The organism is Mesorhizobium sp. W016 (assembly GCF_054719485.1).
The window spans coordinates 1,830,480-1,850,660 of the sequence record NZ_JBTTIF010000002.1; the positions used below are offsets into that span (position 1 = coordinate 1,830,480).

Sequence of the window (20,181 nt, forward strand, 5' to 3'; positions counted from 1 at the left end):
CGATCTGGCTCAGGCGAACGTGCCGTTGTAGCTCAGATGGTTAGAGCGCCGGATTGTGGATCCGGAGGTCGCTGGTTCGATCCCAGCCAACGGTACCATTGGTTTTTCACAACAAAATCAACGTCTTGATATAGGGGCATCGTGCTGAATTGCCGCGCTCATGTCGCGCCGTGTTGCAAGCGGCTACCGTTGATTTCCAAGGGTTTCCTGCGACACTCGGCTAGTCCACGCGACATGCGACGCGACATGAAAGGACAGGGAATGCTACCTGATACTCGTAGACAGCCGTCCGGATCCAGCAATCAAATTCTTCGCGGATCTGTCGGAGGCCCAGCAGAACGCGGAACGAACCGCGGCCAAGCACGCTCATGCCGAGATCTCCATTGAAGGCTATCCCGAAGGCCGTGGCGGCCCCATGTCAACTTGGCTCTACGATCGTGATGTCGCGTCGTGGATCTCAACACGCTAGCCCGCCGCGTTTCGACGGCGAGCCGATCTCGTCAAGCCACCAATGACCGCAGCAGCTCCACAGCGTTGTCGGCCATCCGATCGCCCTCGTCGTCGACGTCCACCGTTGAGAGGAGATAGCGTGCCTTCGCGGCGACCTCGCCCATATTAACCGGCCGGCAGTCGCGCAGCGCCTCGAACGCGGTCCACTCCGCATCGCTGGCGACCTCAACGGCGGCCTCCAGGCGATCGAGGCCGGCCGCCTTGTAAGCGCGATTCCGTTCTGCCCGCGTCTCTTCCAACTTGGCGCGCTTTTCATCGCGCCACCCCGCTAGCTTGGCCTGGTGCACGCGAGGGCTATTCGCCCAATCGATGAACTCATCGATCAGCTCATGGGATCGCGCATAAAGCGGGGTCGGCTCTTTCTCACGGCCCTCGTGGCGAATGGTGTAAGGGAGAACCGAGGTTCTGGCAAATCGGTGCGCGCCAGGGTGTCTTCATAAGTGGCGCCGGCCGCGGTAAGCGCCGCCCTGGCGGCCCTGTGGGCCTCGGTCAGCGCGTGGACGCCCGATGGCGCGGCCGAAGGGCTGAACGCTCGTCCTGGGCCCGCTGCGGCTGGCAAGGCGGCCAATCCGCCGAGAAGGGTGCGTCGAGAGATCTTCATATCCGGTTCTCCTCGAATTGGGCGCTTGGAAAGAGCAGGATGAATTCGGTCCAGCGCAGGCGAACCCGCCAGCGAGAGACGCCAGCGAAGCGGCGCCTGCTTCGGTTCGGTGGGTCGACGGGCACGGCTTCGCCAGCCGCAGGAACACGGTTACGCATAGTCGCTGTCCTTCTGAATGCTGTCGTTTTTCGACAGGATGCTAACCGTTCAGAAAGGAATTCGACAGTCAATAGGTTTTGCAACAGCCGTTGTGATTTTCGACAGGAGTGCTACGACTTGAACGCCATGACGCCAGCTCAATGCCGTGCCGCCCGCGGGCTTATCAAATGGAACCAAGACGACCTCGCGACCGCCGCGAAGGTCAGCGTGGTTACCGTGCGAAATTTCGAGAACGAGAAGTCATCACCTCAGCGAGCCACGATCGTCGTCATGAACCGCGCCCTCGAGGCCGCCGGCGTGGAATTCATCCCGGAGAACGGTGGCGGTGCCGGCGTGAGGCTTCGCCGATAGATGACCACGATTCCGATACGTGCGATTCGAAAGACCTATCGGGGCGGCGCGCCGGCGAAGGCGCAGCGCGTCGCCGATGAAAATAGGATCATCGATCGGATAGAGCATCGCGCGAATGAGATCCTCGCAAATTGCCGGGACGAGGTCCAGATGCTGCTATTTCAGGAAATCGCTAACGATCTCATGGTTGACGTCAACATGGTCCGTGACGCGCTCCCAGGGGGTCACAACGGGCTCACCGTCCGCGTATCGCCAGCCGCTCGCGCGCTGCTCGACCGCTTCAAGTCCTGATTGCCCCAGGCGGCCCGCGCCGATGAGGCGCAAGCGACGCGCCCTATATGTGATAGGCCTGCCCTGGCAAGGTTTTGTCACGGGGGCCGAAGTTGGACGAGATGAGCAAGTCGCGGTTCACGATAGCCTATGACGGCACAGCCCTTCGCGAGGGCACGATGGACGTGCGCGACCTCGCACCGGCGCTGCTTGCGGTGGGATCTCTGTTTGATGCCGCCAACCGGACGCTCAATGGACCCGATGCTCCAAAGATATCTGTGAACGTGGTCGCGACGGCGCCAGGATCGTTTGAGATCGTGCTCGATGTGGTCCAATCGCTGTACGAGCATGCGCGTTCGTTGCTCGTCGGTGACGACGTCGCCGCGGCTCTCAACCTCACTGGTCTTATCTTCCTGGGTGGCTCGGTTGGCACCAGCCTAGTCCTGCTGATCCGAAAGCTCCGCGGTCGCAAGCCTGACCGCATCGAGCGACTGAGTCCAGATACGGTTCGGCTCACGATCGACGGTGAATCGCTAGACGTCCCGATGGAGCTGCTGCGTCTCTATCAGGATCTCGCCGTTAGGAAGGCGCTCGAGGGCGTAGTCAGCGAACCCCTCAAGAAAGAAGGAATCCAAAAGTTTAAGGTCCTCGAGGCGAAGAAGGTCCAGGCGGAAGTGTCGTCTCAGGAAGCCACTTGGTTTGTTGCCCCTGAACCCGAAGGCACCGTGGTCCTCGATGATATCCGCAAAGCCGCGTTCTCTATCGTTTCGCTGGCCTTCAAGGACGACAACAAATGGCGCCTGCACGACGGCAATAGTCAGATCAGCGCAACGATCGCTGACGATGATTTCAAGCGGCGCGTGGATGGAAACGAGATCGCATTCTCAAAGGGCGACGTCCTAGTGTGTGAGGTCAAAGTCACTCAGACGCAAACCGCCTCGGGGCTGAAGACCGAATACACGGTGGTGAAAGTGCTCGAGAATATCCCGGCCATGAAGCAGCTCAATCTGCCGATCGAGGAGCCGAAAAAGCTGAAAGACGATGACGACGACGAACGGGTCCCCACTAGATAGCGGCGAACATCCCGCGATAGCCGCCGCCTCTTGGCGTTCGCAAGTCTCGCCCGGGAGGCGGATTGCGCGCACTGTATTTGACCAGCTGTGAATTCTGGGGACGCAGGAAATAACCTGTGGCGTGGGAAATCAGGTGAGCGCAGCCTTCTCCAATTCGAGTCGAAAGGAACCCAACATGACGGAAGACGAGCTGAAAGAAGGGGACGAGGTTCAGCACAAGACCGGCAGGCAGAAGATGATTTATGTTGGGAAGTCCCAATTGGGAGAGGCTCTTTGCGAATGGACTGATCCTGGCGGCAGGGCGCAGCGCGATAGCTTCTCTTTCGCGGCTTTAAAGCGCTATGAGAAGCCGGCTGTTGGTTCAATCAAAATTGGGCGGGGATAGCATTTTTGGACGGTAGTGAGATCGACAAAGCCGAGCTTGAGCCGGATGCCAAAAAGCGGATTGCGAGGGCAGCAATCAATGCGGTGGCTGGCGCGATCCCCTTCGCTGGCGGCCTGATTTCCGCCGGCTCGGGCTATTGGTCGGAAAAAGAGCAGGAGGAAGTCACCAACGTCCTTCGACAATGGCTTCAGATGCTTGAAGACGAGCTCCGTGAGAAATGCAGGACGATCGCGGAGATCAAAGGCATTCCGAAACTGGTCATCGATCGATACGGAATACAAGCGCCAGCGCATCCGAAATATGACCGCTTCAGGGCTCTTTTGATCGTCCCCGACCGGGCGTTGTTGACACGTTCCCGGCCCGAACGGGGACAGGATGGCTATATCGCACAACGATACCGAGGGACGCGCGCGCAGCTCGCGTATGCTGCGCACCGCGCTCGGACCCGCCATCGCCCGGTTTAAAAGGCCGTTCGCGACCATGCCTCGGGGTTTAGCTTGTCGGGTCCGAGCCTAAGCAGCGGCAGGAGAATCTCGGACAGCTCTTCGGCGAGCAAGTCCTGGATCGCGATCGAGCCCACGTTTCGCGCGACGCTTCGAAGAGGGACAAATCACGCAGTGTGGCACGCTCTAACAGCGCGGGAATCCCAAACAGGCCTCTTTAGTCCCGACTATTCCACTCTCATGTTTGCGGCTTCAAGGAGTAATCGCGATCCTGCCGATTCCGTCAGAAATCATTCGATCGAGCGTGTAGTTGGACAATGTAGGAGGCACGGTCTCGAAACGACGGTCCGGGTTGGTTACCGCCGGACCTGATGCGTCGCGGAGCTTCCTCTGTCAGGGAACTAGCGTCGGATCGAATCTGGCTGTTAGTGGTAACGAGGATTCTCTACCGTGGTCGTGCCCCCAACTTTGTCCAAATGCAGATAAGGGATAAGTGAACTTGATCTCCTTTTAGCTGCTGGCGAGATCGGTCGACAGCGTTTCGACCGCGGCGTGTTGCACAAGGTTTCCAGCTTGCCGGGGTCGCGCCCCACGATCAGCCATCCGCGCCTTCGCAGGCGAAAGCTTCCGACAAATTGCCAGGCCGATGCCGTCCGACCCACGGTGACCAGCGCCCGCTTACCTTGGAGTCGCATCGCCAAGCTCCCGCAATTGGGCGGTCAAGGGTACGACCCCGCCGGCTATGAACTTTATCCGACCGAGGCAAGGCCGACGGGCCTAGATGTCTAGGCTGGCGCGGGGCAAAGCCGCCCCGCGACGAAATCCTTGACCTGGCGCACAGCCTGCTCGCGCGTGACGCTGCCCGGCTGCAGACCGAGCCTGAGCCATAGCCCGTCGATCAAAGCGGTGATGCCGACAACGATTTCGTCGGCCAGTTCCGGCGAAGCGAGGCCGCGCAGGCCGGACAAGAGGTTCGAGCGCATGCGCGCATGGATGACCTTCTGGATGCGCGCCAGCTGCTCGTCGCGGGGCACTTCGGCGCAGAGCGACAGCCAGGCATGGCAGAGCGGCGGCAGGAACAGATGCTCCTCGAAATTGCCCTCGATCACCGCGTCCAGCCGTTCCATCGGCGTGCGCGCCCGCTGCAGCCGGGCGACCACGGCGTGGCAGAGCACGGCGTTCGCCTCGCGCATGGCGTGCTCGAACAACTCCTGCTTGTTGCGGAAATAATGCAGCACGATGCCCTTGGAGGCGCCGGCCTGGGCCGCGACCTTTTCCAGCGTCGCACCGGCGATGCCTTCGCGCTCCAGAACGGCGAACGCCGCCTGGCGCAATTCCTTCCGGCGAATGTCGCTGAGACGCGTGAGCTTCACTGGGTCGACCCATCCATTGCGAATCCATGTTGACATCTTCGTCCGTTCAGATCAACAATTGACCAGCAGGACAATAAAGTGACCAATAGGTCAAAGTCGGAAAGAGGAGAACCGGAATGTTGCGCATGCTTGCGAATGGCGTCTGTGTCGCGGCCCTGACGCTGGCTTCGCAGGCGGCCCGGGCCGCCGAAGTCGAAAGCTGCAAAACGGTCCGCATGGCCGAGCCCGGCTGGAACGATCTCGCCTTCACCACCGGCGTGGCCAAGGTATTGCTTCAGGCGCTCGACTACGAGCCGCAGAGCGAGGTGCTCGGCATCAACGTCATCTACGAGGGGATGAAGAACAAAGACCTCGACCTGTTCCTCGGCTACTGGGATCCGGCCATGGTCACCTATTACGAGCCCTACAAGAAGGACGGCTCCATCGAGAATGTGCGCGTCAATCTGGTCGGCGCCAAATACACCTTTGCCGTGCCGACCTATGTCTGGGACGCCGGCGTCAAGGACCTGTCGGACCTGCACAAATTCGCCGACAAGTTCGGCAAGAAGATGTACGGGATCGAGCCCGGATCCAATCAGCTGATGATGGACGCCATTGCCGATCCCAATTTCGGCCTCGACGGCTGGCAGGTGGTCGAATTGAGCGAGGCCGGCATGCTCTCGGAGGTCGGCTACGAGATCAAGGAGAAGCAGTTCATCGTCTTCCAGGGCTGGGCGCCGCACCCGATGAACACGATGTACGACTTCAAGTACCTGACTGGCGGTGACAAGTTCTTCGGTCCGAATTTCGGCGCCGCCACCGTGACCACGCAGGTTCGCAAGGGTTTTCTGCAGGAATGCCCGAATGTGGCGCAGTTCCTGAAAAACCTCGCCTTCGACATCGACATGGAAAATGTCGGCATGGGCTACCTCATTAACGACGGCATGAAGCCGGAGGACGGGGCTCTGAAGTCGATCGCCCTGCACAAGGATCGGCTCGATGCCTGGCTTGCCGGCGTCGCCACCTTCGATGGCAAACCCGGCCTTGCCGCGGTCAAGGAAAAGCTCGGACTGTGAGGCCGGCAGTTTTGGAGCTGACGGATCAGGAGGCCGAACAGGCGTCTTGGGCCGGACGTAAGCGCATCGTCGATGTCGGCAGTCTCGAGCTTACCTATGTCGAGATCGCCGGTTCGGAGCCGCCGTTGCTCTTGGTTCATGGCTTCACCGACACCAGCCGCAGTTTTTTGCTGCTGGCGCCGCATCTTACCGGGCGCCGGCTTATCATGCCGGACCTGCGTGGCCACGGCGGTTCGCAGGCGGGCGAGGGTTATCGCGCCGCCGATTTTGCCGAGGATATGGCCGGGCTGATCCAACGCCTGCGGCTCGGCCGGCCGATCGTTGTCGGCCATTCGCTGGGCGGCATGGTGTCGATCATGCTGGCCGCGCGTCGTCCGGAGCTGATCGGTGGGCTGGTGATCCTGGCCAGCACGCTGAAGCCCGATTTCGGATCGGATCATCAGCTGATCGACGGCGTTGCAGCCTTGCGCGACCCGATCTCGCCGTCCGATCCGTTCTACGACTGGTGGCATGCCTGTCGACCGGGCGTGCCGCGGGCTTTTCTCGCCGGCCTCGCGAAGGACGCGTCCGCGATCCCGGCTGCGCGCTGGCGCGCCATTCTCGAAGAAGTCCGCCGCACCGATCTGACCGCCGCGGCGCGGGCGGTGGAGGCCCCGACGCTGATCATCGCCGGCGGGCGCGATCCGCTTTTCGGCGCGGCGCACCAGCGCACGCTGACCGATGCACTCGTCGGATCGCGTCTGGTGTGGGCGCAGGATTGCGGCCACAACCCGCATTGGGAAGATCCAGCCTTTGTCGCCGACGCGATAACAGGCATGTTGCCGGCGCGATGATTATCTCAAGAGCGACCGCGCCCTAGGTGCCAGCTTTTTGGGACTGACAATCATGGTCGCGGGCAACCGCCATGCCGGCGAAGCGGCGGGGCGCGGCTTGATGACCGACATGGGCATCGTTCGCGCCACCCGGCACAAACGCCGGCTTGCTGGCCGCGCCCTTGCCCGCCCTGCTCTTCGCGGCATCCGGTTCCTGCACTGAAAAATCCGGGGCGGAATCGAGGGAGGGAGCGCGACGAGGCGCAGGCGAAGATGAAAAAAGCAGAGCTGGAAGAGCTGAAGGACAAGGTGCACTGCGCCGCGGTGCTCGAGCGCGCCGGATTCGCGCTCGACGTCAAGGAGAGCACGCGCGAGCGATGAAATTTCGGCGCGATGCGTTGGTTCGATCCGCTGTCGGACGGGAAGGGGGACGTCTTCCGCCTCATCGAACACCTCGAGGGGTGCATTTCGTACAGGCCATGAAAGACGTCGCCGGGCTCGCCGGATTCGTGTCCACCACGCGTGTGTGGGACCGACAATCTTCCGGCGAGCGAGAGCCTGATCTGTCGATTCCAGAACGCTGGCTGGGAGCGGACATGGTGGATGCAGCTCGCCGAAGGTCCAACGATATATCGTCGCCGGCAAAATTGGCGACGAAGACCGCCTCGGCCCCTGCCGCCTCCTTGTGCGCGCCGCTGTTGGCCATCGGCTGACCGCAGCAGGTCTGCTCTTCAGATAGTCCACGTCGAGACTCAGGCGCTCCAGCAATTCGAGCGTCGCAATGCCGTCCTGGACAAAACGCATCGATAAAGCACGGGACAAAGACAGCGCCTTTCATGGCAGCGCTGGGACCGAGGCAAAGAGCTTGCCGAGCACCAGCGATTGACACTGGCCACGGACGTCGAGGTCTACTTCTGCGATCCTCGATCACCCTGGCAGCGCGGCTCGAATGAAAACACCAACCGACTGCTGCGCCAATATCTGCCACGTGGCACCGACCTGTCCCTGCACAGCCAGGCAAAGCTCAGCGCCATCGCGCGGCAACTCAACGAACGCCCCAGAAAGACCTTGCTCTATCAGACCCTAGCGGAGCGATCGGTTGAACCCGCCGCCAAAAGCGGTCATTGATGTTGGGCGGACGAGCTCGTAACCGATTGAAGCGACCGGCGTCAGTTATTTGCACAAGTAGCGCAGTGACTTCAGAGGGCTTGGGCGCCCGCCACGGAGCGCCGTAATCATCGAACGGGCTACCGCGTAGCTTTCCCTGCCGAGCGACAACTGACGTTCGGCGTCATCAGAAAAAGGCGGACTCTGGCACGGTTCTGGTCTATGCCGACGCTCGTTGCCGGTCCGCCGGCCTTTTGCAACTGGTCCATGAATGAAGCGCCAGCCCACGACGTCGAGCCTGTTACGCCGACTCAATCGTTCGGCCGTGGTGGATTTGATCCGCACCCAAGGAGTGATTTCGCCATCGAGCCTCGCCGAGCGGCTGAACATCAGCCTGCCGACGGTGATGCGGGTGATCGAGGATCTGATTGCCGAGGATTTGGTTGCGTATGACGGGTTTGACGAGGCCAATGTCCGGGGCCGGCCGCGGGCGCGCATCAAGTTCCGCGGTGCGGCGCATGCGATCATTGGCATCGAGGCCGGCAAGGGCGAGTTCTACGGCGCCGTGGCCAATCTCGAAGGCGTCGTGCAGACAGAAATGCACGAGACCGCCGACGATGATGGCGAGCGCAATTTCGAAAAGCTGGTCGGCCTGATCCGCCGGCTTATGGCGGCCCCCCGCCCGCGCGGCCAGACTATTCGCGGCATCGGCATTGGCGTGCCCTCGATCGTCAGGCAGCCGGAGGGCGAAGTGGTGCTGACGCTCGGGCTCGGCTGGCGCGACATGCCGTTGCGGGCGCGGCTCAGCGAGCATATTCAGATACCTATCGTCGTCGAAAACGGGCGCAACCTCGCCGCCGTGGGCGAATGGGGATTCGGGGCCGGGCGTGGCGCCGACAGCGTCGTGAGCCTTTCGATCGGGCCCGGCGCGGGCGCGGGCGTCGTGATCGACGGCAAGCTCTATGGCGGGCATTCGCATGCGGCGGGCGAGCTCGGCTGGTATCTCGACGACCCCCTCCTTACCGGGCGGCCGTTCGAATATCTGGGCGACAAGCAATCGCTGCGCTTTTTCGGCATCCCCGAACAGGCGACCAAGATGCTCGAAGAGGCCAACACCCAGTATGCGGCGGGAAAGCTCACCCTGGCCGCTGTCACCGACCGGCAGGCGGACAAAATCGCGCCGGTTGTCACCGAGTTGCTGGACTATGCGACGATGGCGGTGGGCAGTGTTGCTGCCTTCATGAACCCCGAAATCATCGTACTGGCGGGCCGGGTCGTCGGCGGTGGTGATCTGGTGCTCGATGTGCTGCGACATCGCCTCAAGGGGAATGTGTACGACCCGCCGCGCCTCGTGATAGGCGCGCTGGGGCACCGCGATATCGTCCTGGGCGCGGTGCGTCTGGTGCTTGATGCGACGACGCTCAACCCTGCCGACAGCCTGGTGATGGCCGACTGAAGATCAATCGATCGCGATTGACAGCGACTGTATGTCGGCATTAAGTTTCTGACTGAAAGAAAAACCGCGCCCTGCGTCGTGTGGGAGCGTATCTTTCGTGGGAGGACTTCAATGACGAAGATTTTCAATCCGCTTGGGCGGATGATGCAGCGTCGTGACTTCTTGAAAGTTGCGGGCGCGAGCGTTGCGGTAGCGGGTCTGCCTGCCGCAGTTCGCGGTGCCGAGCCCGTCAAGGTGCTTGTGTGGTCTTGGGTGCCGAATCTCCAGCTTGAGGTAGACATGTTCAACGCCGCGCATCCAGGCATCCAGATCGAACTCGTGAATCCCGGCCAGGGGGACCCGTTGTATAACGCGCTCCGCGCGGGCCTGCAGGCGGGCAGCGGCCTTCCGGACGTCGCCCAGATCGAATACCAGCACCTCGAGAGCTTCCGCCAGGTCGACGCCCTCGCAGACATCGGCCAGTACGCCAATGCCCATCAGGGCGAGTTCCCCGAAGGCCTATGGGCGCAGGTCGCCATGGGCGATGTGGTCAACGCCACGCCGCAGGATTACGGTCCGATGGCGATGCTCTATCGCAAGGACGTCTTCGACGAGCATGGGATCACGCCGCCCACCACCTGGGCCGAGTTTGCCGATGCGGGCAAGAAGATCCATGCGGCCGATCCGAATGTGTTCATGACCGACGCGCCGTTCGGAGCCAACGCCGACTGGGTCTTGGGTCTGTTGTGGCCGATGGGCTGGAAGCCGGTCAGCCGCGATGGCGACAAGCTCGTGATCAGGATCAACGACAAGATTGCTAAGGACTTCGCCGCCTATTGGCAGGACCTTATCACCGCGGGTGTTATCGAGACCAAGCCGGGCTTCAACAATGAGTGGTACACCGGCCTCGACTCGGGTCGCTATGCCACCTGGCTTGCTGCGGGCTGGGGTCCGCTGTTCCTGACCTCGGTCGCCAAGACCAGCGTGGGCAAGTGGCGTGCCGCCGATCTGCCGCAGTGGGACGCGAGCAAGTTCGTGACTGGCGCTTGGGGTGGCTCAGCGCTGGCCGTGATGAAAGCGACCCAGCATCTGCCCGAGGCCGCCGAAGTCGCGATCTGGCTGAATACGAATCCCGAAGCCACAAAGCTCTACACCACCAAGCAAAACTTCTTTCCCTGCACCAACGCGCTGCTGTCGAGCCCGGAATGGGCGAGCGCCAAGCCGGAATTCTTTGGCGGCCAGGAGGTGAACAAAGTGTTTGCCAAATCAGCGAGTGCCGTGGCGCCGTTTGAGTGGAGCCCGTTCCAGGGCTTCCTCTACCAGTCGATGTCCGATGAATTCGGCGCTTCGATCAGCGGCAACGGCACGCTGTCGGATGCGTTCGACCGTGTCCAGGATGCCGTGGTCACCTACGCGAAGGACCAAGGCTTCACCGTGGCCTAACTCCTCCCGGGCACCGGCCGGGCGCGCCTTGATCGGCGCGCCCGATCTCTTTATCTTGCAGGATGGGGACCAGGGCATTGTCGAACTCGCCAGCCGCAGCGACGCGCCGAGCGCGATCGGGCGGTTTTACGTCACGAAAGCTGGCGCCCTATCTGTTCCTGGCGCCCTTCATGCTGCTGTTTATCGCCTTCATCGTCGCGCCGCTGGTCTATGCGTTCTACATGAGCCTCTACCGCGACACGCTGGTGGGCGGACGGCAGTTCGCGGGTGCAGCCAGCTACATCAAGGTCGCGGACGACGCCAAATTCTGGGGCGGCGTGTGGAACCTCGTTTTGTTCGGCATCGTGCAGGTGCCGATCATGCTGGCCCTGGCGTTGTTGTTCGCCATCGTGCTCGATCGTGGCCAGGTCTATGCCAAGGGCGTCTTCCGGCTCGGCTTCTTCCTCCCCTACGCTGTGCCGAGCGTGATCGCGACGATCATCTGGGGTTATCTCTACGGCCCCACCTTCGGCCCGTTCACGCAGATTGCCAAGGCGTTCAACCTGCCGCCGCCGGACTTCCTATCGCCGGGCGCGATGATCTTCTCATTGGCCAATATCGTGACGTGGGAATATGTCGGCTACAATATGGTGATCTACTACGCCGCGCTGAAGGCGATCCCGTCGGACCTCGCCGAGGCCGCGCGGATGGACGGCGCCTCGCCCTGGCAATTTGCCCGGCTGATCCAGCTGCCGCTGCTGTGGCCGGCGATCCTGCTCACCATCATCTTTTCGATCAACGGCACACTGCAGCTGTTCAATGAGCCGTATTTGATGCGCGCGCTCGCCAGTAACACCATCAATTCGAGCTACACGCCGAACCTCTATGCCTATTCTCTGGCGACTAAGAACCAGCAGTATGGCTATGCGGCCGCCGTTTCGTTCGTGCTTGGCATCGTGATCGCCGGTGCCTCCTACATCTTCACCCTGATCGCCAACCGCCGTCGGTCGGAGCAATGATGACTGCGACCACCGACATCGCCACTTTCGAGGCTGCCAAGCGCCGGCCCGGCGAACGGCGGCGCTCGCGGATCATGCTCACGCTGCTGCTGTCACTGTTCCTCCTCTACAGCTTCATGCCGCTGGCCTATCTGGTCCTGTCGGCAACGAAGACGAATGGCGACCTGTTCACCACGTTCGGCTTCGGCTTCGGCACGGAGTTCAACCTCTGGCGGAATCTGAGCGATCTTCTGGCGCGCGACAACGGCGTCTTCATGCGCTGGATGTTCAACAGCGTGCTCTATTCGAGCGTCGCCGGGCTCGGTGCCGCGATCTTGGCTACCGCGGCAGGCTATGCGTTAGCCAAATTCAAATTCGTCGGCCGCAATCTGCTGTTTGCGCTGGTCTTGGGCGCTGTGATGATCCCGCAGACGGCCCTCGTCGTGCCGACCTTCCTGCTGCTGGCGCTTTCGGGACTCAGCGACAACCCGCTGGGCGTGATCCTGCCCTCGATGATCTCGCCGATCGGCGTCTATCTGATGCGCGTCTATATCGAGCAGGGCGTCGACGACGAACTGCTCGACGCAGCGCGTCTCGATGGCGCCGGCGAGTTCGTGATCTTCCGCGCCATCGTGCTGCGGCTGGTGGCACCGGGCATGGTGACCGTGGCGCTGCTCTCATTCGTCGGGACCTGGAACAATTACTTCCTGCCGCTCATCGTGCTGCGCACGCCGGAATATCAGCCGATCACGGTGGGCCTTGCGACCTGGTATCAGCTCGCGCAGCAGGGCGGTGGCGGAGGACAGGTGCTGTTCTCGATCATCATAACCGGCGCTCTGGTCAGCATCATCCCGGTCATCGTGGTATTCCTGCTGCTGCAGCGGTTCTGGCAGGGCGGCCTCACCGCCGGCGCCATCAAGTAGACTATCGCCTGGAGTTTTCCGACTATGACGACTGCCTCGAAATCCGCGCCGCTCTCTGTCTGGCGGCCGATCGCGACCGACACTTTCCTCGTCGGTACCCCGCATTACCCGGAGCATGTCGATGAGAGCTATTGGCAGCGCGACGCCGACCGCATGGCAGCCGCGGGCTTCAACGCGGTGCGACTTGCGGAATTCGCCTGGCATATTATCGAGCCGCGTGAGGGGACGTTCGACTTCGTTTTGTTCGACCGCGCCATAGATGTGCTGGGCAAGGCTGGCATCAAGACCATCATGTGCACGCCGACGGCGACGCCGCCGCGCTGGCTGACGGCGCGTTATCCCGAAGTGTTGCGCGTCGATGCCAATGGCCGCGCCATGAGCCATGGCTCGCGCCAGCACAGCAATCTTGCGAGCGGAGTGTTCCGCGAGCATTCGAAGCGCATCACCAAAGCGATGGCCCAGCATTATCGCGGCAATTCGCACATCATCGGCTGGCAGACGGACAATGAGCTCAATACCTCTGGATCGCTGTCCTACGGTCAGGTGACGCTGGCCGAGTTCCAGGCCTTCCTCAAGGACAAGTACGAGACCATCGCCGCGCTCAACGATGCGTGGGGCGGGCATTTCTGGGCCACCGCCTACGACGATTTCGATCAAGTGGTGCTGCCCCTCGACTACGCGCCTGCCCCGGTCGGGCCGACCCATGTGGTCGACTATCACCGCTTCCTCGCCTTCGTCACGGCGCGGTTCCAGCACGATCAGGTGCTGATCCTGCGCGAGACCAATCCAGACTGGTTCGTCTTCCACAATCTGGGGCGGATCGACGACATCGACTTCCGCGGCGAGTTCTCGACCGATCTCGATTTTCTCGGCTTCGACATCTACCCGCATCTCGATGACGAGATGCAGCGGGTCGGCAGCGTCGGCGAGGTACAGGCGTTGCGTCTCGACATCTGCCGCGGCTTCACCGGCAACTTCATCGTGCCTGAGCAGCAATCGGGTTTCGGTGCGCAGCCGAACTTCTCGACGCTGACGCCCGAACCCGGCGAGATGCGCCGCATGGCCTATACGTCAGTAGCGCGCGGCGCCGATGGCGTGATGTTCTTCCGCTGGCGGCCGGCGCATTTCGGCGCCGAGATCTATTGGATGGGCATCATCGATCACGACGACATCCCGCGGCGGCGCTATGACGAGGCCAAGCAGTTTGCGGGCGAGGTCACGGCGCTCAAGGACAAGATCCTCGGCACGCATGTGCGCATGGATTTGGGCATCGCCGGATCAGATTTCGACAATCAAGAGATGCACCGCTCCTGCCCCATCGGCATGCCGAGCCCGCAGGACGATGCGACGCTGCTGCACCGCTATTGCTACCGCCACAACATCGCCTGCGGCTTCATCCATCCCGAGGATGATCTCAGCAAGCTCAAGGCGCTCTACGTGCCGCATTGGCTGAAATGGACCGATGCGTGGACGGCGCGGATCGAGGCCTTCGCCAAGGCGGGTGGAACGGTAATCCTGGGCGGCCGCACCGGATCACGCGACGTTAACAACCACGTCATCCGCGACACCTCGCCGGGCAAGACGCTCTCGGCGCTGGCCGGGATCACGGTCGAGGAGTTCGGGTTGCTGACGCCGATCGGCGGCGAGGGCCTGTTCGAGCATGGCGGCCGCTTCGGCGCCAATACGGTGCGCAAGAAGCTGCCAGCGACGTCGGCGAGCCGCCAATACGAGCTCAAGATCGGGAATGCGCAGGTGACGGCGGCGCATCTTTATGAGCTGCTTAACGTCGCGCCCGGCACGGAGGTTATCGGCAGCTGGGCCAGCCGCTTCGCCGAGGGCCAAGCCGCGATAACTTCGCGCAAAGTCGGCAAGGGCAAGGTGATCTACCTCGGCACGTACCTCAGCGACGCTCTGGTCGAGGTGCTGGCCGATCAAGTGCTGGCGCCCGCCGGTATCGTGCCGCTCATCGCAGACATGCCGGCCGGCGTCGAAGCGACCATCCGCGAGAGCAAGGACCGCCGCCTGCTGTTCATCCTCAACACGCTGGGCGAGCCGGCAAGCATCGGCAATGTCCCCGCGGGCAAGGATTTGCTCGGCGATGGCAAACTACGCGGCGGTAGGCTGTCGCTCCCGGCCTATGGCTGCAGCATCATCGAACTCGACTAGGGATATTGGCGCGAGGCCTTGGGAAACGCTCCAGGCATCTTTGTGTTGCCACGTGCCACGACTTTCAGCGCGACCGTCACGAACACGCTTTTCGTACGTCCCTTAATCCTTTCGATGAGAAGCCGTGCCGCGTTTGCGCCAAGTTCGGGCGCGCGATACGAGGCGGTATCAGGGGACCGCGCCGGCCTCTAAGGGCTCTTGACGATTTGCCTTGACTGCGCGACAGAATTCTATTGTATTTGTGGATACAAAAATCCAATTTTGCGTTGATCAGAAAATTCAGCAAAAAAGATCCCCAGATGAGCCATTCGGCAATTCCCTACGCCCAGACGCCGGCCACTGCGGAGCAGGAAGCTTTTCTGCATCTGCAATCTGCAATACGCCTCGGGCGTTACCGTGCAGGCGACCGGCTCATCCCGGAAGAGATCGCGGCCGAGATCGGCATGAGCCGGATGCCTGTGCGGGAGGCCTTCCAGCGGCTGGCAGTCGATGGGCTGGTGGTGATCCGCCCCAATCGTGGCTGTATCGTCGCTGGTCTGACGCTGGACGAGATCTACGAGACGTTCGAGATCCGCTCGGTGCTTGAGGGGCTTGCCGTTCGCCTGGCAATGCCTCGGATGAACGCCGAAACCATTGCCGAACTTGAGCGCCTTTTGGCCCGTATGGAGCGCAGTGGCGCTGCCGGCGGCGCCGATTGGGTGACACGGCACCAGGAATTTCACGGCTACATTTGCAATCTAAGCGGCCGCCCGAAGCTTATTCGGCAAATCGCATCACTGCATGTGACCATCGAACCCTATCTGCGCATCTGGTTCGACTATGTCGAAAAACCGCTCAGCGCCGCGGAGGAGCATTCGGCAGTGATCGATTCGCTACGCGGCGGCGATGCCGAAGCTGCCGAAGCCGTGATGCGCAGACACATTCTCGACACGGCGCCGCTGCTGGCCGAGTTCGCGAGCCCGAGCCGACGTTGAGGTAGTCGGGCAAGAGGGATATTCGATTTCTACAAAGTGCCCTCGCAGGGCCGAAAAAAAGGGGAACAGAACCATGAAACTATTGCCCATTGCATGTCTTGCGGCCGGATTGAGCTTAGCTGCCGCTTTGTCGGCTTCGGCCGAGGATGCGCCAAAGAAGATCACCATAGCGACGGAGGGCGCCTATGCGCCCTGGAACTTTACCACCGCTGATGGAAAGCCTGACGGCATGGAGGTCGAGCTCGCGCGCAATCTCTGTGAGCGTATGAAAATTGAATGCACCATCATTACGCAGGACTGGGATGGGCTCATCCCGGCGCTGACAGTTGGCAAGTTCGACGTCATCATGGCGAGCATGTTTATCACCGACAAACGACTTGAAGTCATAGACTTCACTCAACCCTATGCGATCGATCCTTCCGGGTTCGCCGTGGCGAAGGACAGCGCGCTCGGTGCGTTGGCCGGTTCGACCGAGAAGATAAAACTGGAAGACGAGGCCCCTGCCAAGGCGGCAATCGACAAGATCAAGCCGCTGATCGCCGGCAAGATCGTCGGCGTCCAGGCTGCGACGGCGAACTTGGAGTTCCTGAAAAAGTATTTCGACGGCGCCGTCGAAATCCGCGAGTACAAAACCACGGAACAGCACGACCTCGATCTCGCGGCCGGCCGTGTGGATGCCCTGTTTGCACAGCAGACCGCTTTGGCGGCAACCTTGGCCAAGCCGGAATTCTCAGGCTACACGGTCGCTGGTCCCGGCTTTCTCGGCGGGGTTTTCGGACGGGGCACTGGGGCAGGGCTGCGCAAGCAGGATACCGTGCTCAAGGCGATGTTCAACAAGGCGATCGATGAAGCCATTGCCGACGGCACCATCAAAAAGCTTTCGCTGAAATGGCTGAAGGCCGACGTCACGCCGCCCAAGTGAGAAGCCCTTCCCGGAGCGCGAACTAGCCGATGCTGGATAGCGTTCGTCTGCTAGGGTTTGGCGACGGCGGCTGGGCGGTGGCGCTGCTCAGCGCTGCGTTAGTAACGCTTCTGCTTTCGGTCGCCGGATTTATGGTCGGCTCGGTGATCGGCGCCTTGGCAGCTGCGGCCCGGGTCAGCGGGTCGCGCTCCCTCCGCCTGCTCGCCGATGCCTATTCCACGGTATTCAGGGGCGTTCCCGACCTCTTGACCATCTATCTCCTGTATTTCGGCGGTAGCATGGCGCTGACTGCGGTCGGCCATTGGTTTGGCGCCCAAGGATTCCTTGGATTGCCGGCTTTCGCCACAGGCACCACGGCAATCGGCATAATTTCGGGTGCCTATCAGGCGGAGGTGTTTCGCGGTGCCTACATCGCCATCGACCGCGGCCAGATCGAAGCAGCGCGCGCCTATGGCATGCCGCCTGCGCTCATGTTGCGCCGGGTGATCGCACCCCAGCTTATGCGCTACGCCATCCCGGGCCTAGGGAATGTGTGGCAACTGGTGCTCAAGGATTCAGCGCTGATTTCGGTAATCGGGCTTGTCGAACTGATGCGTCAGGCACAGATCGGGGCCGGATCGACTCGCGAGCCGTTTCTCTTCTACACAGCTGCCGCCGCGCTTTACCTGGCCATCGCCTCAGCGACAGGGTTGCTGTTCAAGCGCGCTGAACGCCGCGCGCTTCGGGGCATTCGGAGAGTGTGATGGATTTCGCCTTTTTCGCCGAAATACTACCGAAGCTGCTTGCCGGCCTGCCGCTGACGCTTGAGCTGGCCGGCACGTCCATCCTGCTCGGCGCCATCCTCGCCTTGGCTTTGGCGCTCGCCCAGCGCCTCCGCCAGCCCTTGATTGACTGGCCAATCAAGGGCTTCGTCGCGGTGTTTCGCGGCACGCCCCTGTTGGTCCAGATATTCCTGATTTACTACGGCCTTGGCCAGTTTCGGCCGACATTGCAGGAACTTGGTTTGTGGGGCCTTTTCCGCGACCCTTATTGGTGTGCCATCCTCGCGCTAACCCTCAACACCGCAGCCTATGGCAGTGAAATCCTCCGCGGCGCCATGCAGTCGGTCCCGTCCGGCCAGATTGAGGCGGCGCAGGCCTTTGGCATGACGCGACTGATGACCTTGCGCCGCATCGTCCTGCCGATCGCACTGCGCCAGGCTTTGCCAAGCTACGGCAACGAAATCATTTTGATGGTCAAGGGAACCTCACTTGCATCCATCGTTACGCTGATGGAAATCACCGGCATCGCCCAGGGCATCATCTCGCAAACCTACCGGGCCATGGAAGTTTTCGTCTGCGCCGGCGCTATCTACCTGATCCTCAATTTCATCATCACCCGGACGCTGGGCCGGCTCGAATACAATCTGTCACGGCATCTGCGCCCTGCATCGGGCCTTTCGACCGGTCCAACGTGATGGCTGGCGCTCACAGCATTCGTTTTAGGGAGTTTTTTTGCATATGAGGGATTTCGAGAAGCCAAACCGGTCGGTCGTAGTCGCACAGCATGGCATGGCCGCGACGTCCCATCCGTCGGCCACGCTTGCGGCCATCCGGATCCTGGAGGCGGGCGGCAACGCACTCGACGCGGCCATCGCCGCCAGCGCCGTCCAGTGCGTGGTCGAACCGGGATCGACCGGCATCGGCGGAGATTGTTTCGTACTGATGTCGAAGGAAGGCTCCAGCGAGATCATCGCCTACAACGGATCCGGCCGTGCCCCTGCGGCTGCAACAGCCGATTGGTATGCATCTCAGGGCATCACAGAAATCGAGCGTCACTCACCGCATGCGGTAACGGTTCCCGGTGCGGTTGACGCCTGGACCCAGCTCAACGCCGATCATGGAAAACTGGCGCTGGGCAAGCTTTTCGCTCCTGCGATCGAGTTCGCCGAAAGCGGTTACGCCATCTCCCCACGCGTGCATTTCGACTGGGAACAGGAGGCGGCGCTGCTTTCCGCCGATCCTGCCACGAGAAGCATCTTTCTCCCCGGGGGGCGGGCGCCGAGGATCGGCGAGGTGCACCGGCAACCAGAACTCGCCGCAACATTCCGCAAGATCGCGACGGACGGACGCAACGCCTTCTACATGGGGGAGGTCGCCGAGGACATGGTTTCGCGCCTGCGAAGCCTCGGCGGTTTGCACACACTGGATGATTTCATGGGCGCCAGGGGCGAGTATGTGGCGCCGATAAAGACAAGTTTCCGCGGCCACGACGTCTACGAATGTCCGCCAAATGGCCAAGGCGTCATAGCGCTCATGATCCTCAATATCCTGTCGCGCTTCGAGGCCAAGGGTGACCCTCAATCCGCCGACCGGCTGCACATCGAGATCGAGGCGACGCGACTTGCTTATGCAGCGCGCGATGCTTTGCTCGCCGACCCGGCGAAGGTGGCGGTGCCGGTCGAGCAACTGCTTTCAAGCGCAACGGCGGATCGTCTGGCGGGGATGATTGATCTTGGGCGCGCGCGCGCGGATCTTCCTTCATTCGATATGCCGGTGCATCGCGACACGGTCTATATTTCCGTCGTCGACAAGGATCGCAACGCCGTCAGTTTCATCAACTCGATCTATTATGGTTTTGGCTCCGGCATCGTCGGGGCGCGCTCGGGCGTGATACTCAACAATCGCGGTATAAGTTTTTCGCTGGATCCCAACCATCCAAACGTTATCGAACCAGGCAAGCGCCCGCTGAACACGATCATTCCGGGCATGCTGGTGAAGGATGGGCGCGTTGTTATGCCTTTCGGTGTGATGGGTGGAGCGTATCAGGCCATGGGTCACGCGCACTTCCTGTCAAAAGTTCTTGATTTTGGCCTCGACCTTCAGCAAGCCATTGATCTGCCCCGCATCTTTCCAATTCCTGGCACGATGGACGTGGAGGTCGAGAGCACGCTTCCAGTCGCGATTCAGGAGGAACTGGCCGGTCGCGGATTCCGCATCGTCCCGGCGGCAGAGCCGATCGGGGGCGCCCAAGCGATCATGATCGACTGGATGAATGGAACGCTGCAGGGCGGTTCAGACCCACGCAAGGACGGCTGCGCAATCGGCATTTAGAACGCTACACAGGTGTTGGACGAGGAACAAAGGTCGAGGCCACTGTCCGGCCATCTCGCATACTTGGGCCTATGGGCTCATCCTCGTAGCAACCAGCGGAGTTCTGATTT

The 20,181-nt window shown here is 61.6% G+C and carries 20 protein-coding genes, 1 tRNA gene and 1 pseudogene; 20 read left to right on the plus strand and 2 right to left on the minus strand.

Translation table 11 applies throughout. The features are described 5' to 3' along the window. Nucleotides 1-21: 21 nt before the first annotated feature. Nucleotides 22-98 (plus strand) — tRNA-His (locus ACYG9V_RS09210). A 402-nt stretch (nt 99-500) separates the two neighbouring features. Here the strand turns inward: ACYG9V_RS09210 and ACYG9V_RS09215 are convergent. Then, complete coding sequence (locus tag ACYG9V_RS09215) at nt 501-797, minus strand: hypothetical protein (RefSeq protein ID WP_352765654.1); 297 nt, start codon at nt 795-797, stop codon at nt 501-503. A gap of 599 nt (nt 798-1,396) precedes the next feature. Here ACYG9V_RS09215 and ACYG9V_RS09220 point away from each other — a divergent pair. The 5 genes from ACYG9V_RS09220 to ACYG9V_RS09240 all read left to right on the plus strand — a co-directional run bounded on the left by ACYG9V_RS09220 (nt 1,397) and on the right by ACYG9V_RS09240 (nt 3,813). Continuing rightward, nucleotides 1,397-1,621 carry a helix-turn-helix transcriptional regulator gene (locus ACYG9V_RS09220; protein WP_352765671.1) on the plus strand — a complete coding sequence of 75 codons (225 nt, stop codon included), beginning with the start codon at nt 1,397-1,399 and terminating at the stop codon, nt 1,619-1,621. Then, nucleotides 1,622-1,912, plus strand: a complete 291-nt coding sequence (locus tag ACYG9V_RS09225) for a hypothetical protein (protein WP_352765652.1) — start codon at nt 1,622-1,624, stop codon at nt 1,910-1,912. A gap of 92 nt (nt 1,913-2,004) precedes the next feature. Continuing rightward, complete coding sequence (locus ACYG9V_RS09230; RefSeq protein WP_352765651.1) at nt 2,005-2,964, plus strand: hypothetical protein; 960 nt, start codon at nt 2,005-2,007, stop codon at nt 2,962-2,964. A gap of 175 nt (nt 2,965-3,139) precedes the next feature. Next, entirely contained in the window at nt 3,140-3,349 is a 210-nt protein-coding gene (locus ACYG9V_RS09235) for a hypothetical protein (RefSeq protein ID WP_352765649.1), read from the plus strand. 5 nt (nt 3,350-3,354) lie between these two features. Next, on the plus strand, nt 3,355-3,813 hold the full coding sequence (locus ACYG9V_RS09240; protein WP_352765673.1) for a hypothetical protein: 459 nt from the start codon (nt 3,355-3,357) through the stop codon (nt 3,811-3,813). A 764-nt stretch (nt 3,814-4,577) separates the two neighbouring features. Here the strand turns inward: ACYG9V_RS09240 and betI are convergent. After that, the gene (gene betI, locus ACYG9V_RS09245) at nt 4,578-5,201 is read right to left on the minus strand and encodes a choline-binding transcriptional repressor BetI (RefSeq protein WP_081726832.1); all 624 of its coding nucleotides are present in this window, start codon (nt 5,199-5,201) and stop codon (nt 4,578-4,580) included. 80 nt (nt 5,202-5,281) lie between these two features. On the opposite strand from betI, the gene choX reads away from it, so the two are divergent. The 14 genes and pseudogenes from choX to ggt all read left to right on the plus strand — a co-directional run bounded on the left by choX (nt 5,282) and on the right by ggt (nt 20,071). After that, entirely contained in the window at nt 5,282-6,220 is a 939-nt protein-coding gene (choX, locus tag ACYG9V_RS09250; RefSeq protein WP_460221940.1) for a choline ABC transporter substrate-binding protein, read from the plus strand. Then, the gene (locus ACYG9V_RS09255) at nt 6,217-7,053 is read left to right on the plus strand and encodes an alpha/beta fold hydrolase (protein ID WP_352765647.1); all 837 of its coding nucleotides are present in this window, start codon (nt 6,217-6,219) and stop codon (nt 7,051-7,053) included. The genes choX and ACYG9V_RS09255 overlap by 4 nt, the downstream gene beginning before the upstream one ends. Before the next feature lie 37 nt (nt 7,054-7,090). Beyond that, nucleotides 7,091-7,255 carry a hypothetical protein gene (locus ACYG9V_RS09260; protein ID WP_023712999.1) on the plus strand — a complete coding sequence of 55 codons (165 nt, stop codon included), beginning with the start codon at nt 7,091-7,093 and terminating at the stop codon, nt 7,253-7,255. A gap of 623 nt (nt 7,256-7,878) precedes the next feature. Next, nucleotides 7,879-8,160 (plus strand): annotated as a pseudogene (locus ACYG9V_RS09265) (IS30 family transposase); the annotation flags it as partial. 250 nt (nt 8,161-8,410) lie between these two features. Continuing rightward, nucleotides 8,411-9,595 (plus strand): ROK family transcriptional regulator, encoded by a 1,185-nt coding sequence (locus tag ACYG9V_RS09270; RefSeq protein ID WP_352765645.1) that lies wholly within the window; start codon nt 8,411-8,413, stop codon nt 9,593-9,595. A gap of 111 nt (nt 9,596-9,706) precedes the next feature. Beyond that, nucleotides 9,707-11,017 carry an ABC transporter substrate-binding protein gene (locus tag ACYG9V_RS09275; protein ID WP_023669337.1) on the plus strand — a complete coding sequence of 437 codons (1,311 nt, stop codon included), beginning with the start codon at nt 9,707-9,709 and terminating at the stop codon, nt 11,015-11,017. Between the two features lie 77 nt (nt 11,018-11,094). Continuing rightward, nucleotides 11,095-12,015, plus strand: coding sequence for a carbohydrate ABC transporter permease (locus tag ACYG9V_RS09280; protein ID WP_352765752.1), 921 nt, complete (start codon nt 11,095-11,097; stop codon nt 12,013-12,015). Then, entirely contained in the window at nt 12,015-12,917 is a 903-nt protein-coding gene (locus tag ACYG9V_RS09285; RefSeq protein WP_023735739.1) for a carbohydrate ABC transporter permease, read from the plus strand. Before ACYG9V_RS09280 ends, ACYG9V_RS09285 begins: the two co-directional genes overlap by 1 nt. 24 nt (nt 12,918-12,941) lie before the next feature. Further along, a complete protein-coding gene (locus tag ACYG9V_RS09290; protein ID WP_352765750.1) occupies nt 12,942-15,083 on the plus strand; it encodes a beta-galactosidase in 2,142 nt (713 codons plus the stop codon). A gap of 299 nt (nt 15,084-15,382) precedes the next feature. Then, nucleotides 15,383-16,057: a GntR family transcriptional regulator gene (locus ACYG9V_RS09295; protein WP_352765748.1), complete on the plus strand. Its 675-nt coding sequence runs from the start codon at nt 15,383-15,385 to the stop codon at nt 16,055-16,057. Nucleotides 16,058-16,130: 73 nt separating this feature from the next. Next, the gene (locus ACYG9V_RS09300) at nt 16,131-16,979 is read left to right on the plus strand and encodes a transporter substrate-binding domain-containing protein (RefSeq protein ID WP_023669343.1); all 849 of its coding nucleotides are present in this window, start codon (nt 16,131-16,133) and stop codon (nt 16,977-16,979) included. Between the two features lie 29 nt (nt 16,980-17,008). After that, on the plus strand, nt 17,009-17,722 hold the full coding sequence (locus ACYG9V_RS09305) for an ABC transporter permease (RefSeq protein ID WP_352765746.1): 714 nt from the start codon (nt 17,009-17,011) through the stop codon (nt 17,720-17,722). Then, entirely contained in the window at nt 17,722-18,435 is a 714-nt protein-coding gene (locus tag ACYG9V_RS09310; RefSeq protein WP_027049016.1) for an ABC transporter permease, read from the plus strand. Before ACYG9V_RS09305 ends, ACYG9V_RS09310 begins: the two co-directional genes overlap by 1 nt. Before the next feature lie 43 nt (nt 18,436-18,478). Continuing rightward, a complete protein-coding gene (gene ggt / locus ACYG9V_RS09315; protein ID WP_352765744.1) occupies nt 18,479-20,071 on the plus strand; it encodes a gamma-glutamyltransferase in 1,593 nt (530 codons plus the stop codon). Nucleotides 20,072-20,181: the final 110 nt, after the last annotated feature.